The organism is Gallaecimonas zhanjiangensis (genome assembly GCF_057624825.1).
Genome location: NZ_CM172603.1, coordinates 1154419 through 1175083 on the forward strand (window position 1 = coordinate 1154419; position 20665 = coordinate 1175083).

The window sequence follows — 20665 nt, forward strand, 5'->3', positions numbered from 1 at the left end:
ATTCTGTTTATTGGAAGCCCCGTCAAACCATTGCTGCAGGTCCATTACCTGGCAAATCTGACGATAGAACAAAAAAGCCCGGCATTGCCGGGCTTTATCAAACACCATGGGGGTATTATTGGGCGCTGGTCAAAGGGCTGGCCACATCGGCCTTGGCCACTTCAACGCTTGGGCTCTGGGCCGGTTCCTGGTTTTGCACATCAATGGCGGCAACCGCCTTGTTGATGCTCAGCGCCAGTTCGGCAACAGGCAGGGCCACGGGGGCAACAGGTTCAGGTTTTTCCACCGGCATCAGGGTCAAGGCGGTGGCGGCAATCAATCCCGCAAACATAATTCACCTCAAAAAAGCTTCAATCCGAGAAGGGCCTGGAGCACTTTGAATGGCACAACGAAGCGTTTTCCTAACTGCTCGTTTTCAAAGTAATTGCCCCAGAAAGTGGCGCCAATATAGTTTTCGGTTGGTGGTTTTTCAAACGATGAAATATAATACCCAGGCATTAGAAAAATTTATGAATTGCCAGGACAGCAACCATGGCCCGTCAACTGCCTCCCCTCAACGCGCTCAAGGCTTTTGAAGCCGCCGCCAGGCACCTGAGTTTTACCCGGGCCGCCGAAGAACTTTTTGTCACACAGGCGGCCATCAGCCACCAGATCAAGACCCTCGAAGACCACCTCGGCCTGAAGCTATTTAAGCGGCGCAACCGCTCCTTGCTGCTCACCGAAGAAGGCCAGAGCTACTACCTGGACATCAAGGATATTTTCTCGAGCCTGGCCGAAGCCACGGCCCGGGTGCTGGCCCGTAGCGCCAAAGGTACCTTGACGGTGGCCATGCAGCCCAGCTACGCCATTCAGTGGATGGTGCCGAGGCTGGCGCGCTTTTCCGAGGCGCACCCGGATATCGACGTGCGCATCAAGGCCACCGAGACCGAAGAAGGCGGCCTGACCGACGATGTGGACATCGCTATTTACTACGGCCGCGGCTATTGGCCGGGGCTGAGGGCCGACAGGCTGCAAACCGAGTACCTTATTCCGGTGTGCAGCCCCTTGCTGTTGGCCGGCACCAAACCTTTGGAAAAGCCGGAAGACTTGGCCAACCACACCCTCTTGCATGACGGTAGCCGCAAAGCCTGGCAAACCTGGGTCAAGCACCTGGGGCTGTCGCACCTTATCAAGGTCAACCAGGGGCCGATTTTCTCCCACTCGGCCATGGTGTTGCAGGCGGCCATGTACGGCCAAGGGGTGGCGCTGGCCCACTCGGTGCTGGCCGAGCCCGACATCACCGCCGGGCGCCTTATCAGCCCTTTCAAGGAAGTGCTGCGCTCCCCCAACGCTTATTTCCTGGTGTGCCAGCAGTCCCAGGCCGAGCAGGGCAAGATAGCGGCCTTTCGCGACTGGATCTTGTCGTTGGTGAAGGTCGAGGAAGAAAAGCTGCTGCCGGAGGACGTGCATGTCACGGGCTAAGCTGGTGTTGGCCCACGGCAGCGGCGCCGGGCAGCATCACCCCTTTATGCAAAGCATCAAAGCCGGCCTTGAGGCGGGTGGGGTAGAGGTGGTGACCTTTGATTTTCCCTACATGCAAAAGGCCATTGCCGCCGGTAAGCCAAGGCCCCCGGATAAAATGCCGGTACTGGTTGAGGCCATGGCCGAGCATTGCCAGGGCGAGCCGCTATTTTTGGCCGGTAAATCCCTCGGCGCCCGGGTGGCGATGACCCTTGCCGCCGAGCTTTTTGAGGCTGGTCAGCAGGTTAAGGGGGTAATGGCCCTGGGTTATCCCTTCCATCCCCCTGGCAAGCCCGACAAGCTGCGCCTGGCGCCCATTGAAAATTGTCCGGTGCCGGCCTTGATCCTGCAGGGGGAGCGGGATACCTTTGGCGCCCGCGATGAGGTGGCCGGCTATAAACTGGGCACCGAGCTGCAGTTTTTAGCCGATGGCGACCACAGCTTCAAACCCCGTAAGCGCAGCGGCCATACCGAGGCCGGCAACCTGGCCGAGGCCGTTGCCGCCATGCTGCGTTTTATCAAGGAGCACTGCTGATGCGCATTATTCTCATGCTGAGCGCCCTGTACGGCGCCACCGGTGTCGCCATGGGGGCCTTTGCCGCCCATGGCCTTAAAAAAGTCCTGAGCGCCGAGATGCTGGCGGTAATGGAAACCGGGGTGCGCTATCAGCTGATTCACGCCCTGGCTATGATGGGCCTGGTGGTCCTGGCCGGGCGCATGACCAGCCCCTGGCTCAGCGCCGCCGGCTGGCTGATGGCGGCCGGGGTGCTGCTGTTTTCCGGCAGCCTCTATTTGCTGGGACTGACCGGCATTAAGTTTTTCGGTCCCATTACTCCCCTTGGGGGCCTTTGTTTGATCCTGGGCTGGCTGGCTTTGCTGGTGGCCGCCCTCAAGGAGAATGTGTGAAGCACCTTTTGCTCTACTGCCGCCCCGGCTTTGAAGGGGAATGCGCCCAGGAAATCGAGGTTCGCGCCGCCGAGCGCGAGGTGTACGGTTTTGCCCGCTTAAAGGGCAACACCGGCTATGTGCTGTTCGAGTGCTACGAGCCGGGCGACAGCGCCAAGCTGCTCAACCAACTGCCGGTCAACAAGCTTATCTTTGCTCGCCAGATGATCCGGGTAGCGCCCCAGGTGCTGGAGATGTCTACTGACGATCGCCTAAACCCCCTGTATATGGCGGCGGCCGAAGATCTGCCCGAATGCGGCCAGCTGTGGGTGGAGAGCCTCGACACCAACGAGGGTAAAGAGCTCAACCGCCTTTGCCGCTCCATCGCAACGCCGATGAAGGCTTTCTTTAAAAAGGCCGGCAAGCTCACCGCTAAGGACAGCAGCGACAAACCGGTGCTGCACGTCTGCTTTACCGGCACCGACAGCGCCTTTATCGGCTACTCCCAGCCCAAGAACCATTACCCGCACCTGATGGGGATCATGCGCCTGAAGTTTCCCAAGGACGCCCCCAGCCGCTCGACCCTGAAACTGGAAGAAGCCTTCCATTACTTCTTGTCGAAAACCCAGCGGGAAAAACGCCTGGAGTCGGGGATGAACGCCGTGGACTTGGGCGCCGCCCCCGGTGGCTGGACCTATCAGCTGGTGCAAAAGGGGATGATGGTCACCGCCATCGACAACGGCCCCATGGACCAAAAACTGCTCGATAGCGGGCAGGTGAAACACATCCGCGATGACGGCTTTAAATGGCTGCCCAAAAAGCACAACGTGCACTGGCTGGTGTGCGACATGATTGAAAGCCCCAAGAGGGTGGCCAACCTGATGTGCGACTGGTTTATCGACGAGTGGTGTATCGAGGCCATCTTCAACCTCAAATTGCCGGTAAAACGCCGCTTTCACACCGTTGAAGAGTGCCTGGAACTGATTTACGAGCGTTTGGATAAGGCCGGCGTGCCTTATCGCCTGGCGGCCAAGCATCTTTACTATGACCGCGAAGAGATCACGGTCCATTTGAGCCGCAAATAAAAAAGCCCGCTGATGCGGGCTTTTTTATCGCAAGGTGGCGCCTATGGTGTCGAGGTAATCGAGCAGGGGCTGGTCGTTGTCGTCAAAGAGCACGATGCCAAGGCGGGTGCCGTAGTCGGTGTCAGAGATGTAGCAAAGCTCGCCCTTGAAGCAGCAGGGGCTGGTTTCGTCGCAAATTTCGATGGTGCAGGTGCGGCTGGGTTGGTCGTATCCGTCCATCACCACCACCCCCATGCTCATTTCTCCGGCGTCAAAGAGCATGCCCTCGGCGGTATGGTCGCCGTTTATCAGCAGGACGGGGATGGGGGTAGAAAGGGCGCGGCGCTGTTCCTGGCGAAACTTATGGGTCATCAGCTTTCCCGTTACAGGCAGTTTTATGACCCAGTGTAGTGGCTTATTCGAGCTCTGCGCTGATCTCGCCCAGATATCCCAAAAAGCGGGCGCTGCCGTCGTCGTCCAGCTCAATGCCTAAGCGGATGCCGTATTCGGTCTTGGTGGCATAGCAAATTTCGCCGCGAAACCGCGACGGTTTGTCCTCGTCGCAGACCTCGATGGTGCAGCGGCTGGCCAGCTCTACCGGCTCCATCACCAGCACCCCCATGCCCTGTTCACTGGCATCCAGCAACAAGCCTTCCACCACATGTACATCGCTGCGGCGCAGGCTGCGATGGCGCACTAAAACCGGGATAGGGTGACGAAGCGGATGGCGTAACTGCTGGCGGCGCTTGAGGTTATTCACGATACACCTGTTTTCATGGCAACGAAGAGTAAGGAGCGACGGCTTTAACCGGCAACTTTAGCGAACACGGATTGATTGTGCCTGAAGCTGCCAGTAGGGTGAAGACATCACCTTTTTCAAGATAAGGACTGCGTATGAACCGCTTGCAAACCTGGGGAAAAGACAGCCTGGCATTGGTGCAGGATTTGGTTCTGTTAATCGTGGCGTTAGCCACCCTTATCCTGATCGTCTCCGAGGTGTGGTTGATGGTCGATGCCCGGGCCGTGACCCTGGCCGACTTACTGCTGCTGTTTATCTACCTCGAAGTGCTGGCGATGGTGTCGCTGTATCTTGAGTCGGGTAAATTGCCCATCCGCATGCCCCTTTATATTGCCATTGTGGCCCTGGCCCGTTACCTCATCCTCGATATGAAGGAGATGGATAACTGGCGCATTCTTTCTGTGGCGGGGGCCGGTTTTATCCTGGCGGCCACGGTGCTGGTGATCCGCTACGGCCATATCAAGCTGCCATACCCTCACAAGGACTAGGGCAGGGTAAAGGCGGCGTCGAAGTGGCGGCCGCTGCGATCCAGGCGATAGTGCAGTTGGCCGCCTTCCAGGCTGAGCTCCCAGACATTGAAGGTGGCGTCCTTCATGTTGTTGTCCATAAACAGCGCCTTGGACATGGCGTCGGCGGGGAACTGCTGGCGCGCTGGGCTGCCAGGGTCTTGGGTTCGCCCGCCAAAGCGGCTCAATTTCCCCTCGCTGCCGTCAGGTAGCAGGTAGCGGTGCTCAAGCTGCAGGGAAGCGGCGCTTTGCCGAAGGGTGAGCATCAACGGCTTACGGTCGCCGGTGCTAAGTACCATGACCACATCGCTGTGGCTGCACTGGCCTATGGCAAGGCGCAGGGTTTTACCGTCCCAGAAGGGGTCGGCAGGCTGGTTGACCAGCACCTTACCGCTGAGGGTTTGGCCGCAAAGGGCGCTGATATTATTGAAAAAACGCTGATGATTGCCGGCGGCAATGGCGTTGGCGCTGCAAAGTGCCAGCAGCAGTATCGATAGGCGCATGGCAAGCCTCCCTGGCGAAAAAGTCCCTCCCCAGTATGGCGGCCTGACTTAGGGCTGCCAGTAATCCTTGCACACCCCGATAAAATCCAGCGCCGCCGGGCTCAGATCCCGGCCCTTTCGAAAGAACAAGCCCACCTGGCGCTGGATGGCGGCAAAGTCGAATTCTTCCAGGGCGCGCAGGTGCTGTACCTGGGGCAGCTCCATGGTGACCTTGTCGGAGATGTAGCCCACCGCCAGGCCCCTGTCGATAAGGTTAAGGCGCAGGTTGAGGCTGGAGATCTGCCAGATCATCTGGAAGCGGTCTCGCAGTTTATCCGGGTAGGGGCGCTGGTCTGGCTCATCCAGGGACGACACCACCAGCGGTAACTGGCGCAGCTGGGCCGGGGTCATCACCTCTTGGTGCAACGGGTGGCGCGGGCTTATCAAAAGCCGCCGGGTTTCTTCGTAAATGGCGATGGTCTCGAACTGGCGCATCCGCGTTTCAAAGGGGCCAAGGCCCAGCTCCACCTCGCCGCTCATCACCGATTGCACGATATCCCGCGACGGCTGCTCGATGATCCGAAGGCGGGTTTCAGGCCACTGTTTGGAGAACTGGGCGATAAGGTCGGGGCCGGCAAAGCGGTTGTTGGTGCTGTCGATGGCCACACTCAGCTGCTGGTTGGCGCCCCGGGCCAGGCGAGCCAGATCCCCCAGTACCAGTTGCTCTTGGCGCAATACGTCGTCGGCGTAGCGGTACAGGCGGCGCCCGGCGGCGGTGAGTTTGATGGGCCGGTCGCGGGTCACCAGTGGCTGGCCGAGCTTGGCTTCGAGCTGTTTTATCGATTGGCTGACCGCCGACTGAGTCAAAAATAGCTCCTTAGACGCGGCCCTGAATCCACCGGTGCGGGCCAGGGTGTGGAAGGTGCGCAGCTCGCCGGTTTCCAATCGCATGATAAGTTCGCCTAATCGAATGGTTATTTAGTTTGATTAGATTAACAACTTTAGAGGGCCTTTAATATCGGCACTCTGATAAGTAGACCCATAAAACATCGTGCGAGGACCCTATGACAGACGAAATCAACATTGGCCTTGAAGGGGTGCTGGTTGGCAAAACAGCCATTTCCAACGTGGAAGGCGACATTGGCCGCCTGAGCTACCGCGGCAAAGACATCAACGAGCTGAGCAAACAATCCCTGGCCGCTGTTATCGCTCTGGTACTGGCCGACACTGAGCTGAGCGAAGCCCAGGCCAAGACCCTTGACGCTTGGCTTGCCAGCGAATCTGAACTGAGCCCGGTAGAGCTTCGGGTACTGGAGCAACTGGGCCGCAACCTGCACCCCATGGCGGTGCTCCAAGCCCTGGCCCCCATTACCGACACCAAGGCGCGCCAGCCGCTGCCCGATTTCATTCCCGCTCACTTGGAAGCGGCCATGGTACTGGCGGCCAAGCAATCTGCGGTGGTGCGCACCTGGCATAACCTCTGCCAGTTTGGCGCCGTGGTTGAGCTGCCAGAGGGCCTTGGGTTTTGTGAAAAACTGCTGTACGCCTTCAACCGCGAGCAGCCCAGCGCTCACGCCGTGCGCGCACTTGAAACCGTACAAATTCTGCAAATGGACCACAGCTTCAACGCCGGCACCTTTGCTGGCCGCGTCGTGGCCTCCACTAAGGCCAACCTCACCGCCAGTGTGGGTGGCAGCCTTGGCGCGCTGTCAGGCCCGCTCCACGGCGGCGCCGACGAAGCGGCAGTGATGATGGCCCGCAGCATCGGCAGCCCCGACAAAGCGGCAGCCTGGGTTAGCGATGCCCTGGCCAACAAGGTCAAGATCATGGGTATGGGCCACCGCGAGTATCGCCGTCTCGACCCCCGCGCCGGCATCCTCAAGCCCATGGCTCGTCACTTCTGTGAAGGCACCCAGTACCAGGAGCTGATGGAGACCCTGGTGGCGGTAGAAGAAGCCTGCCAGGTAGAATTTGCCAAGAAAGACAAAGAAATCTACGCCAACCTGGAGTTCTACAAGGGCGCCGTTTATCTGGCCCTTGGCATTGAAGAGCGCTTCTTCACCGCCCTCTTTGCCTGTTCCCGGGTTGTGGGCTGGGCTGCGCACTTCTACGAGTTCAACCAGGACCCGCGTCTTATTCGCCCCCGCGCCCTGTACGCAGGCAAGTAAGCCGCCCACAAAAAGGCCCGCCAAGAGCGGGCCTTTTTTTCACTCTTTTTTCAGCTCGGCTTTGATGCTGCTGCCCTCTGGGCCGTAGAGCAGCAAATCGCCGCTGTTGGTAAAGGCAAAATGCTGGGCGTCCCCCAGGGCCTGCAAGAACTGCTGCTCCTGTGTCATCAGCGCCGGCACACAGGCCTTTTGGGTGCTGGCCAGGCCATGAAGGGTGAGGCGATCGCCGCTGACATCGTAACTGCCAAAAAAGGCGTTGCATGACGCCTTGCCCAGCACCCGGCCGTCGCTGCCGAAAGTGACGCTGACCTCGCTGTTATCCAGCACCTCTTGGCCGTTCACGCTATCGACCTGCCAGCTTTGGTCGGTCAGGGCCAGCGTGTTGGCCTCGCCCACGCTCTGGCATTCGGGCAGGGCTTTGCCCTTGACTGTGACCCAGTTGTCGCTGCCCTTGTTCCAAAGCACAGTGCCGGGCTGGTCTGTGGCTTCATAACGGGCGCCGGAGGCGGCGCGCACCTGGGCCATGGCGTAGCGGGTGTTATCCACCGTCATTTGCATCTGGGTAGGGGTAAAGCTCACCTGCACCTGATGGCTGCCACATTGCAGCTGGCTGGCAAACGCGCCGGGGGGCGCCGCCTGTAACTCAAGCGTCCCCAGGTCTTCTTGGTTGGCAAGGGGCGTCAGGCTTTTGGGCTCGGCAACCCAAGCCGGGCGGCCACTGACGAAAATACTGGCTTCAAGGCGATACGGCCCTTGGCTGTGGGCGGGCAAGGTCAGGGTAAAGGGCAGCGGCACCTGCTTGCCGCCGAGGCGCCACTGGCTTTGGGCGGCCACTTGGCCGGTGCTGTCACGCACCATCACTCGCGCGTAGGCCTGGGGCGGCAGGGCTATGCGGGCCCGGTAGCTGAGCTCGCCGGTGAGGGTAACGCTTTGGCTGGCATCAAGGGTGGAGACCGGCGCTTCGGGGGCTGAGGCGCAGCCCGCCAGGGCCAGGGCACAGAGCAGGCCCGTCATGGGCAGTAAGGGGGATTGCGGCATGCGACGCTCCTTTTGCATGAACAGTGTGCCAAGCCTAAGGCGCCTGGCCTGAACATGGGCACAATTAGTGGCCGTCTGTTAAAAGCGGCCGGAGCGGTGCGGGCAAGTGGCAGGTATAAAAAAGCCCGCGGCAGCGGGCTTGGGCGTTATTCGCTGGTAGCGTTTTTCTTGCCGAACATCTTCTTGCCCAGCCAAGCAAGACCTGCCAGCAGGAACACGCCGAACTTTTTCAGCAGCAGCAGGGCGGCGGCGAAAAAGCCGGTTTTGGTCAGTACGGTGCCGGCGATCAGGCCGCCGATACCGTAGGCTGCCACTTTATCGAGCTCGGGGTTGAAGTCCTGGTAGCGGGCGCCTTCGTCAAAGTTGGCCATGGCCAGTACGGTGTCGAGGTTACGGTCGATCTCCGCTTTTTGGTCCATGCCGGCGATAAAGTTGAGCACCAGTACCCCTTTGCGGCCCAGCACCCGAATATTGAAGTTCAGGGTGTTGGTGTCGCTGTGGTCAAAGTTCATTTCCTTGGCCCAGTAAAGCTTGTGGCTCACCGCATCGTAGTAGGGCTTCTCGGCCCAGCCCACCAGGGCAACGGCGCCGTAGCCGTTTTTCTCGCGTTGGGCGCTTTCATCGGCCACGTCTTTTTTCATGCTGCCAAGCAGATCGTCGTAGTCGATATCGGCCGCGTCGCTGTCGGAGACATAACCGTCTTGCTCGTAGTCGATGGTGACGCCCCAACTGTCGTCGTCAAAGGGCGTGGTGCCGGCCGGGAACAACATGCCCTGGCCCAGGGTTTGAGACGGCGGGTTACCCCACACATCCACCAGCACTGTTTCGGCATCTTTGGGGGAGAGGTAATAGAAGTTGTCGGGCACCTCAAGGGTGGCCACGCCGTTTGGCAGGGTAATGGTGCCGGTTTGGCGGTCCAGTTTGTTCCAGACGCCTTGGGCCCACTGGTCATACTGCTCGTCGGTCATGCTGGCGGTGTCTACCGCCAGGGCGTTAAGGCTCATCAGCAGAGCACTCAGGGCAAGAAGCCACTTTTTCATTGTTTTCAGTCCTTTGTTATTTGCAGGCAAGGGGGTAAAGAACAGCCTTCACCCAAGATGGGGCCAGGGCCCCGAAAATCCTTTATGTCGCTTTTTCAGCCCAGCACTTTGGCAAAACAGATGGCGTCGTCTCGGCCCTGGTAGCGGCCGTAGTTGTCGATAACCTGATAGCCCCGGCTTTGGTAGAAATTCACCGCCCGCTGGTTGACCTTGCGGGTCTCGAGCCACAGCTGGCGATAACCAAGCTCCTTGGCTCGCTCTTCCAAAAAGGCCAGCAGCGCGCTGCCCACCCCTTGGGTGCCGCTGCGGGCATACATGCGTTTAAGCTCACCGATGCCGTGCTCTAAGGGGCGAAGGGCGCCGCAGCCGATGGGGCGCCCTGCGTCATCAAAGGCCAGGGCAAAGAGGGCGTCGGGGTGCTTGATGTCGGTGACATCAAAGGAATTGGTGCCGCTGCTGCCGGTAATGGTGGCCAGCACTTCGCTGAGCTCGGCCATCAGTTCGGTAGCAATGGGGCTCAGCGGGTCCGTTTTAACTATCTTCAAGGCGGCGTCCCAGCAGGTGATGGAGGTTACGGCGCACCGCCGGCCATTCGCTTTGGATAATGGAGAACACCACGGTGTCTCGGTAGCTGCCATCTGGCATCAACTGATGGTTGCGCAGTATGCCGTCCTGCTTGGCCCCCAGGCGGCTGATGGCGGCCCGGGATTTGTGGTTCATAAAATGGGTACGAAATTCCACGGCAATGCAGCCCAGGGTGTCAAAGGCGTGGCCGAGCAGCAGTAGCTTGGCTTCACTGTTGATGCCGGTGCTTTGGGCGCTGGCTGCAAGCCAGGTTGAGCCTATCTCTACCCTGTGGTTGTGGGCGTCGATATTCATCAGGGTGGTCATGCCGCAAAGCTCGCCGTTGTCTTGGCGGCGCAGGGCAAAGGGCAGCATGGTACCGGCCTGGTGCAGGGCAAGGCGGCGGGCGATTTCAGCGCCCATTTCAGCGGGGTGCGGCACCTTGGTGTACCAAAGGCGCCAGACTTCACCGTCTTGTGCCGCTTGTTGCAGCCCGTCAAGGTGCTCGCTGGCAAGAGGTTCAAGTTGGACTTTCTGCCCGCTAAGGACGACGGGGGCGGTAAAGGACATGGCAGCCTTCCGTGGAATAAGAAGGCGCTATTTTAAACGCAGTAAAAAGACTGCTTACAAGTAAATTGTTAAGTTTTATGTGAAGTTTTATCGCCCGCGCCTTGCCAGTGGCGGCGCTCAAGCCGGTAGTGATACTCGCTGTACCACTCGCCTTTGAAAAAGGCGGCGTCCTTATGACAGCTGGTGCGGGTAAAGCCGCAGCGCTCCAGCAGCCGGTAAGAGGGGGCGTTGCGGGTATCCACCGCCGCCTTGACGCTCAGGCAGCCTTGGCCAAAAAGCCAGGCCAGCAGCAGCTTAAGGGCCTCGCTGGCATAACCCTGGCCTTGGCTGGCCGGGGCCAGGGTAAAGCCCACTTCCGCTTCTTGCGCCGTGAGCCAGTGGAGCGCCAGGTCGCCCAGCAGCTCGCCGCTGGCATCATGGATGGCCAGTTGGTACCAGCTGTCAGGGTGGGGAAAGGGCAGGGCGCACTGGCTGGCAAAAAGGGCCTCGGCATCGCTCAGCTGATAATCCTGCCAGCCCTGGTAACGGGCAATGGCCGGTTCGGCCCGATAAAGGGTAAAGGCGATAAGGTCGGCCTTGCTCAAGGGGCTGATACTGACCCTTTGCCCGCGCAGGGTGGCAAAGCCCTCATAGATGGAACGGCTCATTTGGCGGCGCGCTGGCGGCGGATAAGCCAGACGATATAAGGCAGCACTAAGGCCGCCCCCAGCACCATCAGCACGATGCCATAGCCCGGAAATTGCAGCGCCGCCGGTACGAAGGATTTGTCGCCAAAATGGTCGGCAATACCCAGGGCCAACAGCATCGACCCTAACAGATCCAGCACCCACAGCGATAACGGCGGTTTTTGCATGGCATTTATCCTTGTTGTCGTCCGTCTTTTATTTATCAAATCTGCCGAACAGGAGAAAGTGCAGCACCTGCGCTATCACCTGGGGGTTTTGCATCATCATCGGGTGGGTAACGGGTAAGGTCAGATGCGCCTTCATGCCTTTAAGGCGGGTGCTGGCCACCGTGACCTTGCCGTCGTTGGCGCCGGGTAGCAGCATCGACAAAAACGGGTTGATGCTGCGCGAGCCGGCAATAACCCCCAGCTCGAAGTTGGCCCGCCCCAGGCGGGTGACGATACCGTCGGTGCCAAGCTCCATCCCGGCCGGGCCGTTAAGGGCAAAATAGCCCGGCAGCTTTTTGAGCTTGTCCACCACCTGGGAGCCCTGGTTGGGCGGGCCCAGCATCACGACCCTGCCTAGCAGGGGGATGTGGTGGTACTTGAGATACTGGCGCAGCAAGATGCCGCCAAGGGAGTGGGTAACAAAGTGGATGCGGTGGCCGGGCTTAACCTGGCCCAGGGCCTCTGGCAGCACCTGCTGGGCCAGGGAGGCAATATCGTTTCGCCTGGAATCATAACCTTGGTTGATGACATGAAAGCCGGCCTTATCCAGGGCTCTTGCCAGCTTCCACATGGACTTGTGGGTGCGGGCCAGGCCGTGAAGCAGGATCACCGTTTCGCGTTTCATGGATAACCTCGGTTGCTACGCAGCTGGCCATGATAGCAACTTTCCTCAGGTCATGGGCAGCAGCAAGTACAACAGGGCTGCCGCCACGGCAAGGGCCAGCAGGCCTTGCCAGTGGCCGCTTTGCCGGCCCCTTAGCCAGGGTGCCAGCATCACCATCAGGCCAGCAGCAATAACGCCCCAGGCCCAGGCTCGTTGGCGCCGGCCAAGTTCGGAGATAAAACCGTCAGGAAAGCCGAGCTGATAGATAAAGGTGAAATAAAGGGCGGCGCTGCCCACAAGGTAACCAAGAAGCGCCAGCCACTTCCCCAGCCCCGGTTTCATTGGCTGGCCAGCACCTGTATTTGGCGCCGGTCTTTCACCAAGACATGGGTCTGGTAGTAATAGAGCTGCTTGGCGCTGGGTTTGTCGGCGTTAATGTCGATGCGCACCCGGCTGGCAAAGCCGTCCACCAGCAGGGTTTTACCGATAAAAAGCGGCTCTGGGCTCAGCTTGCCGTTATCCAGCAACTGCTTGGCCACCTTGGGCGGGATCTCGATACTGATGCTGCGCTGGTCGCGGTAATCCAGCTCGGAGTTCAAATACAAATAGCCATGGACCATGCCCACGGCCTTGACGGTGAGCTCGAAGCGGCCGGGAAAGCCCTTTGGCGCCACTTCGGCCGCTCGCCAGATGGTCTGGTATGGGGTTAGCCCCAGCGGCCGGTTTTGAGGGTCGGCTTTGGGCGTACTTTGTTGGGCGCAGCCGGTGGCTAATAGGCACAAAAGCAGAGGGAGCCATTTTTTATTGTTCATCGGGTTAACCTGCATGGATGGGGCGTTTTTTGGGGTGGCTGTAGCGGTGGACCCACCAAAAACCGTAGCTACAGAATGCGCAGCCAAGGCTCAGGGCTAGGGTGAATAGGGCGTCTTTTTCATCCTTTGCCCAGTAAAGGCCAGCGAGGTTTGCCAGGGTAAATAAGGCACTAAGGCCTGAGCCCAACAGAGCCGACAGTGGGATAACACGGTTTGTAAACGAGGCGGGGCGGGTAAGTTCCATTTACCGGTTCCTTTGAAGATGCCCGCCGATAATGCCTTGAAAATCTGTATTTTCAAATAGCTGGGCTGCATTTGGCCGGTAAGTGGAAAATAGGGCAGGGCCATGGCCTGCGCGGCTTTTTATTGCATTGGCTGGCGGCTATTTTTAAATATCGCCACAAATGAAAATAGTTATCGTTAATTGCATTCGGTATCACGGCGTTACCGTGACAGTAACAATGAGGTTATTTTTTTGCGCTAAGGTAATAAGCCTTAAGTGCACTGATTGATGAATTTCCCTCATAACGGCATTGTCTGTTGTCGGCAAGATAACCAGTTGGTTTTCATATTATTATCAGGGGTCGTAATGGCCTTGCTGGCGGCTTTGCCCGGCGCTGGCAAAGGCGGTTGGCCTCGTAAATGTGGTATCCGTTCAGGATCTGTTCTTTTTACAGCCGAGGCACGGATGATTAACGCCGCGCTCTGGCTTATACCTGTAACCAGTCAGGGTCACTGCAACGGTGGCCGGTAATAAGCTGGATGCCAAACAGCTAACTCCGTTTTAATTCCAAAAATACAAGGTGGTCAGCGAGATGATGAATTTTACAATCAACGGTCAACCTGCAGCCTTTGATGGCGACCCGCAAATGCCGCTGCTGTGGTTTTTGCGCGACGAAGTTGGCCTGACCGGTACCAAGTTCGGTTGCGGCATGGCCCTTTGTGGTGCCTGCACCGTGCACGTGGACGGCTTGCCGCTACGCTCCTGCGTGACCCCGGTGAGCGCCGTGGCCGGCAAGAACGTGGTGACCATCGAGGCGGCCGAAAAAGACAAGATTGGCCAAATCATTCAGACCGCCTGGGTAGAAGAGCAGGTGCCGCAGTGCGGTTACTGCCAGTCCGGGCAGATCATGTCTGCGGTGGCGCTGCTCAGTCACAAAGCCGACCCTTCAGACGCCGACATCGATGCTGCCATGAGCGGCAACATTTGCCGCTGCGCCGCGTATCCGCGCATTCGTGCCGCCATCCATAAAGCAGCAGAGGCCCTGAAATCATGATCATCAAAAAAGATAACCTGATGGAAACCCCAGCCGAGGGCGCAGCCCGTTTTAGCGTCTCTCGCCGCCAGTTCCTGGCAGGGCTCGGCGCCCTGACCCTGGCGGTCAGTTTCAAAGGCCCGGTGGCACTGGCCGCCGAATCAGACAGCCCCTTGGGCTTTGTGCCCAACGCCTTTATCCGGGTCGGTAAAGACGGCCTGGTAACGGTTATCTCCAGCTACCTGGAAATGGGCCAGGGCACCTTCACCGGTATTGCCACCATGGCCGCCGAAGAGCTGGATATCCGCCCTGACCAACTGAAAGTGGAAGCGGCGCCGGCCAACGTGAAGGAATACGCCAACCCGGTACTGGCCGCCATCGGCTTTGTTGTGCAAGGCACCGGCGGCAGCACCGCCATGCGCGGCGCCTGGGACACCATGCGTAAAGCGGCCGCCTCGGCCCGGCTGATGCTGCTGCAAGCCGCCGCCAAAACCTGGAAGGTGGATGTCGCCAGCCTCACCGTTAAGGACGGGGTGATAAGCCACGCCGGCTCTGGCAAAAGCGCCGGTTATGGCGACTTTGTGGCCCTGGCTAGCACCTTGCCGCTGCCCGATGAAGCCAGCGTCAAACTCAAAGACAGCGCCGCTTTTACCAAAATCGGCAAACGCGGCAGCATGGCGCGGGTAGATATCCCGGCCAAGGTCAACGGCAGCGCCATCTACACCCAAGACATCAAAGTCCCCGGCATGCTGGTGGCGGTCATCGCCCACCCCCCGACACTCTTTGCCAAGGTGGGGAAAGTCGATGCCAGCAAGGCCAAGGCCATTGCCGGCGTTGAAGCGGTGCTGGAAATTCCCGGTGACGACATCATCCAGGGCGGCGTGGCGGTACTGGCCAAAAACACCTGGATAGCCAAGCAGGGCCGTGACGCCCTGGAGATCACCTGGGTGGAAGATACCAAGGCGCCGGTCAGCTCCGAGGCCCTGTTCAGCGAGTTTAAAAAACTGGGCGCTACCACCGGCACCAAAGTGGTGGAGCGCGGCACCCAGCCCGATGCGGTGCCGGCCGGCGGCCAGGAAATCGCGGCGGTATTCGAGCTGCCTTATCTTGCCCACGCCCCCATGGAACCCATGAACGTGCTTATCCACAAGGACGGCGACAGCTGCCATGTGTGGAACGGCGAGCAGTGGCACACCGCCGACCGCGCCGCTGTGGCCAAAGAGCTTGGGCTGGCGCTGGACAAGGTCAACATCACCCAGCTCTATGCCGGTGGCAGCTTTGGCCGCCGCGCCAACCCGCGCTGCGACTACGTGATTGAAGGGGCCCGTATCGTCAAGGTGGCCCAGCAACAGAACATCATGGCCCCCATCAAGCTGGTGTGGATGCGCGAAGACGACATGCGCGCCCTGCAATACCGGCCGATGACAGTACACGACACCCGCCTGGTGCTGGACAAAGACGGCAACCTGGTGAGCTGGCGCTGGCGTGTGGTGGGGGACAGCTTCTTTGGCCTGCCCACTACCAAGGTGGACGACAACCTGGTGGAAGGGGCCAACGATCTGCCCTATGCCGTGCCCAACCTGCTGGTGGAACAGCACATTCCCGGCACCAAACTGCCGGTGCAATGGATGCGCTCGGTGGGCCATACCCACACCGGGGTGGTGGGGGAAACCTTGATTGACGAGGCGGCCCGCAAGGCCGGTAAAGACCCTTATCAGTTCCGCCGTGCCCTGCTCAAGGAGCACCCCAAGATGCTGGCGGTACTGGACTTGGTGGCGCAAAAATCCGGGTGGGACAAACCGCTGGCGAGCGGCATTAACGGTGACCGCCGTGGCCGCGGCATTGCCATTCGCGAGTCGTTCAACACCATCGTGGCCCAGGTAGCGGAAGTGACCCTCAAAGCCGACGGCTCCTACAGCGTCGACAAGGTGTACTGCGCCGTGGACTGCGGCCAGGTTATTAACCCCGCCATCCTCGAAAGCCAGGTTGAAGGGGGCATTGGTTTTGGTTTGTCGTTCCTGCGCCAGGAGATCACCCTGGACAAAGGCCGCATCGTGCAGGGCAACTTCAACACCTACCCGGTGCTGCGCATCAACGCCATGCCAGCGGTGGAAGTGTACGCCGTGCCCTCTACCGAGCACCCCACCGGTATCGGTGAGCCCGGGGTGCCGCCTTTGGTGCCAGCGGTGATCAACGCCCTGGCGTCCTTGACCGGCAAATACCCACGCAAATTGCCCCTTGGCAACGAAGTTGACGTTTAACAGGCCCAGGAGCTGACGATGAAATGGAAAAAACTGCTGGGTAGCGCGGTATTGGTTGTGGTGGTCGTGGCTGGCGGCCTGCTGGCTTACGGCCACTTTGCCCCGCGTGGCGCCGACCCTGTGCCGCCGGTTGCCGGCGTGCCGGCGGATTTGAACGGCGCCATGAGCCACGGCGAGTATCTGGCCAAGGCCGCCGATTGCGTGGCCTGCCACACCGCCCGTGACGGCGGTAAGCCTTACGCCGGTGGCCGCGCTTTTGCGCTGCCCTTTGGCACCATCTACGCCACCAACCTGACCCCGGACAAGGAAACCGGTATCGGTAACTGGAGCGACGACGCCTTTGTGGCTGCCGTGCGCGAAGGTATCGGCTCTCACGGCCGTCTGTACCCGGCCATGCCCTACACCTCCTATGTGCAAATGAGCCGCCAGGACGTGCTGGACATCAAAAAGTACCTGATGACCCTGGAGCCGGTTAAGCAAGCCACCCCGGCCAATACCCTGTCGTTCCCCTTCAATCAGCGCTGGGGCATGGCGTTTTGGAACGCGGTGTTCCTCGATGCCAAACGCTATCAGCCCGACATGGCCAAAGGTGAGGAGTGGAACCGAGGCGCCTATCTGGCTGGCGCCCTTGGCCACTGCGGCGAGTGCCACACCCCGCGCAATATCGGCTTTGCCACCCAGTCTCATGACTACCTGGCTGGCGCCGAAATTGAAGGCTGGAAGGCGTACAACACCACCTCGGACGACGCTTACGGCCTTGGCGATTGGACCGATGCTCAGCTGACCGGTTATCTGTCCCGTGGCCATGCCCCAGGCCGCAGCTCCGCCGCTGGCCCTATGGCCGAAGTGGTAGAGCACAGCCTCCAGTACCTGACCCAGAGCGACATCCATGCCCTGGTCACCTACCTTCGCAGCGTGTCACCGCGCACCAGTGAAGGCAGCGGCGAGGTAAACCTGGACCCTGCCACTCTCAAAGGCGCCACCGCCGTGCTGCCGGCCAACGCCGCCATGGCCGCCGACAACCGTGGCAAGCTGTTGTTTGAAGGAGACTGCGCCGGTTGCCACCAGTGGGACGGTGCCGGGCGCCAGACCGAGTACGCTTCCCTTAAAGGCAGCCATGCGGTGAACGACCCCGAAGGCAACGCCTTGGTGCAGGTGATCCTCAACGGTACTCAGCTCAAGGTTGGCGGCGCGACCCAGTTCATGCCGGGCTTTGGCGCGATTTACTCCGACAAGGACATCGCCGCCATCTCCAACTACGTGCTGTCCCATTTTGGTGACCAGCAAGGCAAGGTTACGGCCGAGCAGGTGAAAAAAGCCCGTCAGCAGCCTTAAACCACTAGCGATGAAAAGGGGCCTTGATGGCCCCTTTTTTGTGTCCGCTATCTGGTTTGACTTGACTCATCGGATGAGTGACTATCAATACGGTAGTTTTAGATCATCACCGAGGCCATCATGGACAGTTCCGCAAGCCCCCTCAGCCACCCTTTTGATAACGCCATCCGCCTTACCGGCAGTAACGGCCATTACCAGGGCCAAACCACCGCGCCTTATGCCAACATGGTCGGCCCCTTTGGCGGCGTGCTGGCTGGCGTGATGCTAAAGGCGGTGCTCCAGCACCCCCAGTGCCAGGGCGAGCCGGTAGCGCTGACGGTAAACTTCCTGGCCCCGGTGGCCGACGGCGACTTTACGGTGGATGCCAAAGCGGTGCGCACCAACCGCTCAACCCAGCATTGGTACGTGGAGCTTAGCCAGCAGGGCCAGGTGGCCCTGACCGCCACCGCCGTTTTTGCCACGCGCCGCGAAACCTGGTCAGCGCCAGAAATGCCTTACCCCGGCGCGCCGCGCTGTGAATCGGTGCCGGCCATGCCCAAGGTGCCGGGGCTGCCCGGCTTTTTTGCCAATTACGATCTGCGCCTGGTGCGCGGCGGTATTGCGCCTATGCCCCAGGCTGAAGCGCGGCTACCCCATTGCTCCGACACCCTGCTCTGGGCCAGGGACAACCCGCCACGGCCGCTGGATTTCCCGGCCCTGGCCGCCCTGAGCGACATTTTCTTTCCACGGCTTTTCGTACGCCGCCAGGGCCCGGCCCTCATTGGTACCGTGTCCATGAATATTATCTTTCACGCCGACGCCAACACCCTTGCCCGCCAGGGCGAGCAATACCTGCTGGGTGAAGCCCGTGCCCACCGTTTTTACAATGGTTATTTCGACCAGAGCGCCGAGCTTTGGAGCAGCGATGGCGAGCTGCTGGTTACCACCAACCAGGTGGTGTACTACAAGGAATAATCGGCAGGTTCGGCAAGCCCCGCTGCCAGGGCGTCAAACACGGCGCGGCAGCCTTTGCTGGATTTGAGGTCCTCGTGCATCACCACCCAGATGTCCAGTGCAAGGCCCATTTGCTCTGCCAGTACCGGCTCCAAATGGTATCGCTCGGCGAGGGGGGCTTGGCAAAAGCCAATGCCGAGGCCGGCTTTGATCATCGCCATTTGTGCCACGTTGGAGTCGCAGGCAAGGGCAAAACGTGCGCGGTCATAGCTGGTGACGGCCAGTTTTTTACCCGCTTGGCGGATAAAACGGGTCGTTTGGTCGTATCCCACCAGAGCGTGCTGCGCCAAGTCCTGTATTCGTGATGGCTTGCCGCGCCTGGCTACATAGTGGGGGCTGGCGTAAAGGCCAAGCGGAATGTTGCCGACCTTGCGGGCGATCAATTGTGTCTGGGTGGGGCGAAACATGCGCACGGCAATGTCCGCCTCCCTGTGCAGCAGATCCTGGGGATGATCGGAAAGGTCCAATTCAATCTGTAGGCGGGGGTGCTGCGCATTAAGTCGGCTTAACACCGGCGGCAGCCATTCCACCCCGATAATGTCACTGGCGGTAACACGCACCACTCCCTGCACCACCTTACCTTGACTGCTTGCCAGGCGATTAAGGGCGGCCGCTGTGCTGGCCATTTGCTTGGCGTAAGGCAGTAAAGCGGCCGCTTCTTTGCTGGCCACCAAGCCGCCCTGGGTACGGGTGAACAGCACCAGACCCAACTGTTTTTCAAGGGCGGCCACATGGCGGCCGAGGGTAGGCTGGGTGCTACCCAATGCACGGGCCGCGGCTGAAAGTGACCCATGCTGCATCACCGCTAAAAAGGAGCGATACCGTTCCCAGCTGATATTTTCATCCATGCATTAATGTATGGCTGCCCATCTATTTTCGTCAATTTTGTTTGTTTGGTCCGGGCGTTAGCCTAGTGCTTAACGTATTGATGAGGGAAAGATGATGAGCAATGGCAAGGTGTTGGTGCTGGGCGCGACTGGCGGTATTGGCGGTGAAGTGGCGCGTCACTTGGCTGATACCAACTGGCAGGTCAGCGCTTTGGCCCGGCGGCAAGTGGTTGGCGAGCACCCTGCCGTGCATTGGTTACTGGGCGATGCCATGGATGCCAGCGCAGTTGCCAAGGCAGCCAAGGGCTGCGAGGTGATAGTGCATACCGTAAATCCGCCGGGCTATAAAAACTGGGCGGGCCTAGCCCTGCCAATGCTTGAGCACACCCTGGCGGCGGCCAAGGCTCAGAAGGCGACGGTGTTACTACCCGGCACACTTTATAACTACGGGCCAGACAGCTTCCCTTTGATTGATGAAGCGGCGCCCCAGCAGCCTCTTACCCGCAAAGGAGCTATCCGGGTGGCAATGGAACAGATGCTCCGGGCCTTTGCCGATGAAGGCGGGCAGGCCATTGTGGTGCGTGCTGGAGACTTTTTCGGCCCGCGAGCGGGGAACAACTGGTTTGCCCAATGGGTGCGCCCCGGCAAAAAGGTGACCCGGGTGGTCAACCCCGGCCGCTGCGGCCATCAATGGGCCTATCTGCCTGATCTGGCTAAAGCCATGGTTGAGGTACTTGTAAAGCGCCAGCAACTGCCTGCTTTTTCCAACCTGCATTTTGAAGGGCATTGGGATAGCGATGGCAAGCAGATGGCCAATGCCATTGCCGATGTGGCGCGCCGTCATACCGGTAAAACGCCGAGGATGGTGGGTTTTCCCTGGGCATGGGTACCGGCGCTGGGGCTCTTTAACGAAACGCTGCGCGAACTCAAGGAAATGCGTTACCTGTGGCAGCAACCGGTGCGCCTGGATAACAGCCAGCTGCACGCGCTGTTGGGCACTGAACCGCACACGCCGCTGCACCAGGCGGTTGAAGAGAGCCTGCGGGGCTTGGGCTGCTTGTGAGGGGCC

The 20665-nt window shown here is 59.8% G+C and carries 26 protein-coding genes; 11 read left to right on the forward strand and 15 right to left on the reverse strand.

The features are described from left to right. Positions 1-115: 115 nt before the first annotated feature. Positions 116-331 carry a hypothetical protein gene (locus AC22G1_RS05405; RefSeq protein WP_050657351.1) on the reverse strand — a complete coding sequence of 72 codons (216 nt, stop codon included), beginning with the start codon at positions 329-331 and terminating at the stop codon, positions 116-118. Between the two features lie 200 nt (positions 332-531). Here AC22G1_RS05405 and gcvA point away from each other — a divergent pair, with 200 nt between their 5' ends. From gcvA to rlmM, 4 genes are read left to right on the forward strand one after another with little or no spacing between them, the layout of a single operon-like run. Further along, positions 532-1461 (forward strand): transcriptional regulator GcvA, encoded by a 930-nt coding sequence (gene gcvA / locus AC22G1_RS05410; RefSeq protein WP_050657352.1) that lies wholly within the window; start codon positions 532-534, stop codon positions 1459-1461. After that, a complete protein-coding gene (locus AC22G1_RS05415; protein ID WP_050657353.1) occupies positions 1448-2035 on the forward strand; it encodes an alpha/beta family hydrolase in 588 nt (195 codons plus the stop codon). Before gcvA ends, AC22G1_RS05415 begins: the two co-directional genes overlap by 14 nt. Further along, on the forward strand, positions 2035-2406 hold the full coding sequence (locus AC22G1_RS05420) for a DUF423 domain-containing protein (RefSeq protein WP_336391506.1): 372 nt from the start codon (positions 2035-2037) through the stop codon (positions 2404-2406). The genes AC22G1_RS05415 and AC22G1_RS05420 overlap by 1 nt, the downstream gene beginning before the upstream one ends. Further along, a complete protein-coding gene (gene rlmM, locus AC22G1_RS05425; protein WP_487315861.1) occupies positions 2403-3470 on the forward strand; it encodes a 23S rRNA (cytidine(2498)-2'-O)-methyltransferase RlmM in 1068 nt (355 codons plus the stop codon). Before AC22G1_RS05420 ends, rlmM begins: the two co-directional genes overlap by 4 nt. A gap of 24 nt (positions 3471-3494) precedes the next feature. On the opposite strand, the gene AC22G1_RS05430 is transcribed toward rlmM, so the two are convergent. Further along, positions 3495-3821, reverse strand: coding sequence for a hypothetical protein (locus AC22G1_RS05430; protein WP_487315862.1), 327 nt, complete (start codon positions 3819-3821; stop codon positions 3495-3497). A gap of 43 nt (positions 3822-3864) precedes the next feature. Continuing rightward, a complete protein-coding gene (locus AC22G1_RS05435; RefSeq protein ID WP_050657357.1) occupies positions 3865-4209 on the reverse strand; it encodes a PilZ domain-containing protein in 345 nt (114 codons plus the stop codon). A 134-nt stretch (positions 4210-4343) separates the two neighbouring features. Here AC22G1_RS05435 and AC22G1_RS05440 point away from each other — a divergent pair, with 134 nt between their 5' ends. After that, a complete protein-coding gene (locus AC22G1_RS05440; RefSeq protein ID WP_083445700.1) occupies positions 4344-4736 on the forward strand; it encodes a phosphate-starvation-inducible protein PsiE in 393 nt (130 codons plus the stop codon). Here the strand turns inward: AC22G1_RS05440 and AC22G1_RS05445 are convergent. Together AC22G1_RS05445 and AC22G1_RS05450 are read right to left on the reverse strand one after the other, a co-directional pair. Next, positions 4733-5257: a hypothetical protein gene (locus AC22G1_RS05445; protein ID WP_487315863.1), complete on the reverse strand. Its 525-nt coding sequence runs from the start codon at positions 5255-5257 to the stop codon at positions 4733-4735. The two genes, AC22G1_RS05440 and AC22G1_RS05445, sit on opposite strands and share 4 nt — an antisense overlap. Positions 5258-5305: 48 nt before the next feature. Further along, positions 5306-6187 carry a LysR family transcriptional regulator gene (locus AC22G1_RS05450; RefSeq protein WP_050657359.1) on the reverse strand — a complete coding sequence of 294 codons (882 nt, stop codon included), beginning with the start codon at positions 6185-6187 and terminating at the stop codon, positions 5306-5308. A 113-nt stretch (positions 6188-6300) separates the two neighbouring features. Between AC22G1_RS05450 and AC22G1_RS05455 the strand changes: the two genes are divergently transcribed. After that, positions 6301-7404 (forward strand): citrate/2-methylcitrate synthase, encoded by a 1104-nt coding sequence (locus AC22G1_RS05455; RefSeq protein ID WP_487315864.1) that lies wholly within the window; start codon positions 6301-6303, stop codon positions 7402-7404. Between the two features lie 39 nt (positions 7405-7443). Here the strand turns inward: AC22G1_RS05455 and AC22G1_RS05460 are convergent, their stop codons facing one another. The 9 genes from AC22G1_RS05460 to AC22G1_RS05500 all read right to left on the reverse strand — a co-directional run bounded on the left by AC22G1_RS05460 (position 7444) and on the right by AC22G1_RS05500 (position 12924). Next, positions 7444-8442, reverse strand: coding sequence for an META domain-containing protein (locus AC22G1_RS05460; RefSeq protein ID WP_487315865.1), 999 nt, complete (start codon positions 8440-8442; stop codon positions 7444-7446). A gap of 146 nt (positions 8443-8588) precedes the next feature. After that, the gene (locus AC22G1_RS05465; RefSeq protein WP_487315866.1) at positions 8589-9482 is read right to left on the reverse strand and encodes a DUF2167 domain-containing protein; all 894 of its coding nucleotides are present in this window, start codon (positions 9480-9482) and stop codon (positions 8589-8591) included. 95 nt (positions 9483-9577) lie between these two features. Then, positions 9578-9979: a GNAT family N-acetyltransferase gene (locus AC22G1_RS05470; protein WP_487316692.1), complete on the reverse strand. Its 402-nt coding sequence runs from the start codon at positions 9977-9979 to the stop codon at positions 9578-9580. Between the two features lie 34 nt (positions 9980-10013). Beyond that, positions 10014-10616 (reverse strand): GNAT family N-acetyltransferase, encoded by a 603-nt coding sequence (locus AC22G1_RS05475; RefSeq protein ID WP_487315867.1) that lies wholly within the window; start codon positions 10614-10616, stop codon positions 10014-10016. A gap of 68 nt (positions 10617-10684) precedes the next feature. After that, positions 10685-11263: a GNAT family N-acetyltransferase gene (locus AC22G1_RS05480; RefSeq protein WP_487315868.1), complete on the reverse strand. Its 579-nt coding sequence runs from the start codon at positions 11261-11263 to the stop codon at positions 10685-10687. Beyond that, positions 11260-11469 (reverse strand): hypothetical protein, encoded by a 210-nt coding sequence (locus AC22G1_RS05485; protein ID WP_487315869.1) that lies wholly within the window; start codon positions 11467-11469, stop codon positions 11260-11262. Before AC22G1_RS05485 ends, AC22G1_RS05480 begins: the two co-directional genes overlap by 4 nt. A 28-nt stretch (positions 11470-11497) precedes the next feature. Continuing rightward, on the reverse strand, positions 11498-12133 hold the full coding sequence (locus tag AC22G1_RS05490; RefSeq protein WP_487315870.1) for an alpha/beta fold hydrolase: 636 nt from the start codon (positions 12131-12133) through the stop codon (positions 11498-11500). Between the two features lie 45 nt (positions 12134-12178). Further along, complete coding sequence (locus AC22G1_RS05495) at positions 12179-12454, reverse strand: hypothetical protein (RefSeq protein ID WP_487315871.1); 276 nt, start codon at positions 12452-12454, stop codon at positions 12179-12181. Further along, entirely contained in the window at positions 12451-12924 is a 474-nt protein-coding gene (locus tag AC22G1_RS05500) for a hypothetical protein (RefSeq protein WP_487315872.1), read from the reverse strand. The genes AC22G1_RS05495 and AC22G1_RS05500 overlap by 4 nt, the downstream gene beginning before the upstream one ends. Positions 12925-13739: 815 nt before the next feature. Here AC22G1_RS05500 and AC22G1_RS05505 point away from each other — a divergent pair. The 4 genes from AC22G1_RS05505 (at position 13740) to AC22G1_RS05520 (ending at position 18730) form a co-directional block, all read left to right on the forward strand. Further along, on the forward strand, positions 13740-14201 hold the full coding sequence (locus tag AC22G1_RS05505) for a (2Fe-2S)-binding protein (RefSeq protein ID WP_487315873.1): 462 nt from the start codon (positions 13740-13742) through the stop codon (positions 14199-14201). Further along, positions 14198-16441: a xanthine dehydrogenase family protein molybdopterin-binding subunit gene (locus AC22G1_RS05510; RefSeq protein ID WP_487315874.1), complete on the forward strand. Its 2244-nt coding sequence runs from the start codon at positions 14198-14200 to the stop codon at positions 16439-16441. The genes AC22G1_RS05505 and AC22G1_RS05510 overlap by 4 nt, the downstream gene beginning before the upstream one ends. Before the next feature lie 18 nt (positions 16442-16459). After that, positions 16460-17776, forward strand: coding sequence for a c-type cytochrome (locus AC22G1_RS05515; protein WP_487315875.1), 1317 nt, complete (start codon positions 16460-16462; stop codon positions 17774-17776). A gap of 120 nt (positions 17777-17896) precedes the next feature. Next, on the forward strand, positions 17897-18730 hold the full coding sequence (locus AC22G1_RS05520) for an acyl-CoA thioesterase (protein WP_487315876.1): 834 nt from the start codon (positions 17897-17899) through the stop codon (positions 18728-18730). On the opposite strand, the gene AC22G1_RS05525 is transcribed toward AC22G1_RS05520, so the two are convergent. Further along, complete coding sequence (locus AC22G1_RS05525) at positions 18718-19617, reverse strand: LysR family transcriptional regulator (RefSeq protein WP_487315877.1); 900 nt, start codon at positions 19615-19617, stop codon at positions 18718-18720. The two genes, AC22G1_RS05520 and AC22G1_RS05525, sit on opposite strands and share 13 nt — an antisense overlap. 91 nt (positions 19618-19708) lie before the next feature. Between AC22G1_RS05525 and AC22G1_RS05530 the strand changes: the two genes are divergently transcribed. Further along, entirely contained in the window at positions 19709-20659 is a 951-nt protein-coding gene (locus AC22G1_RS05530) for an NAD-dependent epimerase/dehydratase family protein (protein WP_487315878.1), read from the forward strand. Positions 20660-20665: the final 6 nt, after the last annotated feature.